General features: G+C 48.3%; 4 tRNA genes. All 4 read right to left on the bottom strand.

Annotated features, from left to right (window positions below):
- Positions 1–39: 39 nt before the first annotated feature.
- The 4 genes from ACQXR1_RS22205 to ACQXR1_RS22190 all read right to left on the bottom strand — a co-directional run bounded on the left by ACQXR1_RS22205 (position 40) and on the right by ACQXR1_RS22190 (position 397).
- A tRNA-Leu gene (locus ACQXR1_RS22205) sits at positions 40–122 on the bottom strand.
- A 6-nt stretch (positions 123–128) separates the two neighbouring features.
- Positions 129–204 (bottom strand) — tRNA-Lys (locus tag ACQXR1_RS22200).
- Positions 205–241: 37 nt separating this feature from the next.
- Positions 242–317, bottom strand: a tRNA-Thr gene (locus tag ACQXR1_RS22195).
- Positions 318–321: 4 nt separating this feature from the next.
- Positions 322–397 (bottom strand) — tRNA-Val (locus ACQXR1_RS22190).
- Between the last annotated feature and the right edge of the window lie 7 nt (positions 398–404).

Below are 404 nucleotides of genomic sequence, written 5' to 3'. Positions count from 1 at the left end.
TACAGGATGTCCAGCTTTTCTAACTGTCATCCTATATAATGCGGGTGAAGGGACTTGAACCCCCACGTCATAAAGACACTAGATCCTAAGTCTAGCGCGTCTGCCAATTCCGCCACACCCGCGTAAAATGGTGAGCCATGAAGGACTCGAACCTTCGACCCTCTGATTAAAAGTCAGATGCTCTACCAACTGAGCTAATGGCTCTTCTTACAAGAGACTTGAGTATTATATCATATAAAAGTGGTGCCGGCAAGAGGACTTGAACCCCCAACCTACTGATTACAAGTCAGTTGCTCTACCAATTGAGCTACACCGGCAAAATGGTGGAGGATGACGGGCTCGAACCGCCGACCCTCTGCTTGTAAGGCAGATGCTCTCCCAGCTGAGCTAATCCTCCATAATTG

Origin of the sequence: Bacillus sp. ATD (genome assembly GCF_050585765.1) — a bacterium.
Classification (GTDB): domain Bacteria; phylum Bacillota; class Bacilli; order Bacillales; family Bacillaceae; genus Bacillus; species Bacillus stercoris.
The sequence above is the reverse complement of the archived record's forward strand: the minus strand, read 5'-3'. Positions and strand labels throughout refer to the sequence as shown.